Genomic DNA, 4,059 nt, shown 5'->3' with positions numbered 1-4,059 from the left:
GAAGAATCCACGCCATGCACCATGTCCAGTCTGTCTGAACCGGACAGCCGTGGGCTTGTCCCGGCCATCCACGTCGTTCGGCATCCTGGGAGCGACGTGGATGCCCGGGACAAGCCCGGGCATGACGACTGGGGGTGTAGCGCCGCCGCTATTCCAGCACGAGCGCCTCCGCCATGACCTCCATCCCCTACGCCGAGATCGGCATCACCACCAATTTCTCCTTCCTGCATGGCGGCTCGCATCCCCAGGCCTACGTGCATCAGGCCGCCGAATATGGCCTCACCGCCATCGGCATCGCCGATCACAACACGCTCGCCGGCATCGTCCGCGCCTACAGCGAGCTGAGTAGCGACCGGCTGAGCTGCAAGCCGAAGCTGCTCTACGGCGCACGGCTGGTGTTCACCTGCGGCACGCCGGACATCCTGGTCTATCCGCGCGACCGCGCCGCCTACGGCCGGCTGTGCCAGCTGCTCACCCACGGCAAGCGCGGCAGCGATCTCGACAAGGTCGCCAAGGGCGACTGCCGCCTGAGTTTCGAGGATCTGTTCGAGTTCATCGAAGGCCAGCTCGTGGTGCTGATGCCGCCGCATCGCTTCGAGGAGGACGCCCTCGGCAAAATCCTGGCCCGTCTCAAGGACAGCCCCGCCGAAGGCGTGTGGCTGGCCGGCAGCCTGCTGTATCGTGGCGACGACCGCCGCCGGCTGGCGCGGCTCGCGCGCCTTGCGGCTTCCAGCAAAGTGCCGCTGATCGCCACCAACGACGTCCTCTATCATCATCCGCAGCAGCGCATGCTGCAGGATGTGCTCACCTGCATCCGCGAGAAAGCTTCGATCGAGACCATCGGCCGAAGGCTCCAGGCCAATGCCGAGCGCCATCTCAAGCCGGGCCACGAAATGGCGCGGCTGTTCCGTGACCACCCCGACGCTGTGACCGAGACCATCCGTTTCACCGATCGCATCGCCTTCTCGCTCGACCAGCTCAAATATCAATATCCCGACGAGCCGGTGCCGCCCGGCAAGACCGCGCAGGGGCATCTGCGGGATTTGACCTGGGCCGGAGCCAAGACCTGTTTCGGCGACCATCTCGATGACAAGCTGCGCGCTGTTCTCGACAAGGAGCTGGCGCTGATCGCCGAGCTCAACTACGCGCATTACTTCCTCACCGTCCACGACATCGTCCGCTATGCCCGCAGCCAGGGCATCCTGTGCCAGGGCCGCGGCTCGGCGGCGAATTCGGCCGTGTGCTACGTGCTCGGCATCACCTCGGTTGATCCGACCAAGATCGATCTGCTGTTCGAGCGCTTCATCTCCAAGGAGCGGCTGGAGCCGCCGGATATCGACGTCGATTTCGAGCATTCGCGGCGCGAGGAGGTGATGCAATATGTCTATCGCCGCTATGGCCGCCACCGTGCGGCGATCATCGCCACCGTCATCCATTATCGCCCGCGCAGCGCCATCCGCGACGTCGGCAAGGCGCTCGGCCTGACCGAAGACGTCACCTCCGTGCTCGCCGACACCGTGTGGGGCAGTTGGGGCGACGGCCTGTCGGACATGCAGGTGCGCCAGGCCGGGCTCGATCCCGCCAACCCGATGATCCGTCGCGCGGTGGAGCTGGCGGGGGAGCTGATCACCTTTCCGCGCCATCTGTCTCAGCATGTCGGCGGCTACGTGCTGACGCAGGATCGGCTCGACAGCTACGTGCCGATCGGCAATGCCGCGATGGACGACCGCACCTTCATCGAATGGGACAAGGACGACGTCGATGCGCTCAGCATGATGAAGGTCGACGTGCTCGCGCTGGGCATGCTGACCTGCATCCGCAAGAGCTTTGCGCTGATCGAGCAGCATAAGCATATTCATCACGATCTGGCGTCGGTGCCGCGGGAGGATTCCAGAGTCTACGACATGCTGTGCAAGGGCGAGTCGCTCGGCGTGTTCCAGGTCGAGAGCCGGGCGCAGATGAACATGCTGCCGCGGCTGAAGCCGCGCACCTTCTACGACCTCGTGATCGAGGTTGCGATCGTCCGGCCCGGGCCGATCCAGGGCGATATGGTGCATCCGTATCTGCGACGTCGGAACAATCAGGAAAAGGTGACCTATCCGTCGCCGTCGCCCGATCACGGCCCGGCGGACGAACTCTACAAGGTGCTGCACAAGACGCTCGGCGTGCCCTTGTTCCAGGAGCAGGCGATGCGGATCGCGATCGAGGCGGCAAAGTTCTCGCCGGAGGAGGCGAACGGCCTGCGCCGCGCGATGGCGACGTTCCGCAACGTCGGCACCATCGGCTCCTATGAGGAGAAGATGGTCACGAGCATGATCGCGCGCGGCTACGATCCGGCCTTCGCCAAGAGCTGCTTCGACCAGATCAAGGGCTTTGGCTCCTACGGCTTTCCGGAGAGCCATGCCGCGAGCTTCGCGCAACTGGTCTATGTCTCGTCCTGGCTGAAATGCTTCCATCCGGATGCGTTCTGCTGCGCGTTGCTGAACTCGCAGCCGATGGGGTTCTACGCGCCGGCGCAGATCGTCGGCGACGCCCACAAGAACGGCGTCGAGATCCGCAACATCGACGTGTCCCACAGCTTCGCCGACAACACGCTGGAGAACACGAACGATGAATACTGCGCCGTCCGCCTCGGCTTTCGCCAGATCGACGGCTTCCGCTGGATCGACCGCGACGAGGAACGGATCAGGAAATTGTCGGAGAAGATGCGGAGAGAGACGCTGGCTGATTCCACACCTTTATTGCCAGCTGTCTCCCCGGTGTCATTCCGGGCCTGCGCCCAAGAGGGCGCATCCCGGAATGACGGTGGGGATACAGCGGGTGACTCACAAAGGCTTGATGCGTTTCGAGGGCTCGACGCTGTCGCTTCGCCTTGGAATGACAACGAGCAACAAATTCACTTGTCACTCCCAAACGACGACCGCGAAGACGACTGGGCCGACCGCATCATCAAGGCCCGCGCCCGCGGACCGTTCACCTCGCTGGAAGACTTCGCCCGCGACACTGCGCTGCCCAAGCGCGCGCTGCTGCTGCTGGCCGATGCCGATGCGTTCCGATCGCTCGGGCTCGACCGTCGCGCTGCGCTCTGGGCGGTGCGCCGGCTGCCCGACGACGTGCCGCTGCCGCTGTTCGAGGCCGCCATCGCCCGCGAGCAGCCGGACGAGGGCGCCAGGCCGCTGCCGGAGATGCCGCTGCCGGAGCACGTCGTCGCGGACTATCAGACCATCCGCCTGTCGTTGAAAGGCCACCCGATGGAGTTCCTGCGCCAGCGCTTCGCTGCCGAAGGCGTGCTGGCCTGCCGCGACGTCAACCACGCCAACGATCGGCGCCGCGTCCGCTGTGCTGGCGTCGTGCTGGTGCGGCAGCGGCCCGGCAGCGCCAAGGGCGTCGTGTTCATGACCCTGGAGGACGAGACCGGCATCGCCAACATCGTGGTGTGGCCGAAGGTGATGGAGACCTTCCGCAAGGAGGTGATGGGCGCGCGCCTCGTGCTGGTCGAAGGCCGCATCCAGAGCAGCCCCGAGAAAGTCGTTCATCTCGTCGCCATCAGCCTGGTCGACCGCAGCGCCGACCTCGCCTTGCTGTCAGACGACCGCCTCGGCGCCGTCCCTCATGGCGCCACGCCCGCCGAGCCGCTCAACGACGACCGCCGCGACCACCCCGACACTCCCTCCCAGCGCGTCAGCCACCCCCGCAACGTCCGCATCCTGCCGCGCTCGCGGGATTTTCATTGAGGTACGGAGAGGTGTTGCCACATGGCTCGCCTAACATGTTGGGCGCGGTGTTTCGTGCGATGCTTCGCATCGCCCGAAGTAACTTCCTCCACCAAGTGCAATGACGATCCGCATCAACGATTGGAATTATCATCGCGGTGTTTGCACGTTGAAAGATCGTGCGCAGTGCAAGTGAATGCGCCCTCTCCCCTTGTGGGAGAGGGCATGTAGGAAGGTGCGGCAAGTTCGGTTGGGTGAGGGGTCTGTCTCATTGGCGCTAACTTACCATTTTGCTGCCGGAAATGGATGATTCCTCGGTCGAGTGACTGACGAATCGCTTTCGAAC

At 64.5% G+C, this 4,059-nt stretch carries 1 protein-coding gene; it reads left to right on the top strand.

Going from position 1 to position 4,059, the window contains the following annotated elements:
• The first annotated feature begins 173 nt into the window (after nucleotides 1-173).
• Nucleotides 174-3,734, top strand: coding sequence for an error-prone DNA polymerase (locus tag QX010_RS32960; protein ID WP_316183705.1), 3,561 nt, complete (start codon nucleotides 174-176; stop codon nucleotides 3,732-3,734).
• Nucleotides 3,735-4,059 lie beyond the last annotated feature (325 nt).

Source organism: Bradyrhizobium sp. SZCCHNRI1009, assembly GCF_032487575.1.
GTDB lineage: Bacteria > Pseudomonadota > Alphaproteobacteria > Rhizobiales > Xanthobacteraceae > Bradyrhizobium.
The sequence above is the reverse complement of the archived record's forward strand: the minus strand, read 5'-3'. Positions and strand labels throughout refer to the sequence as shown.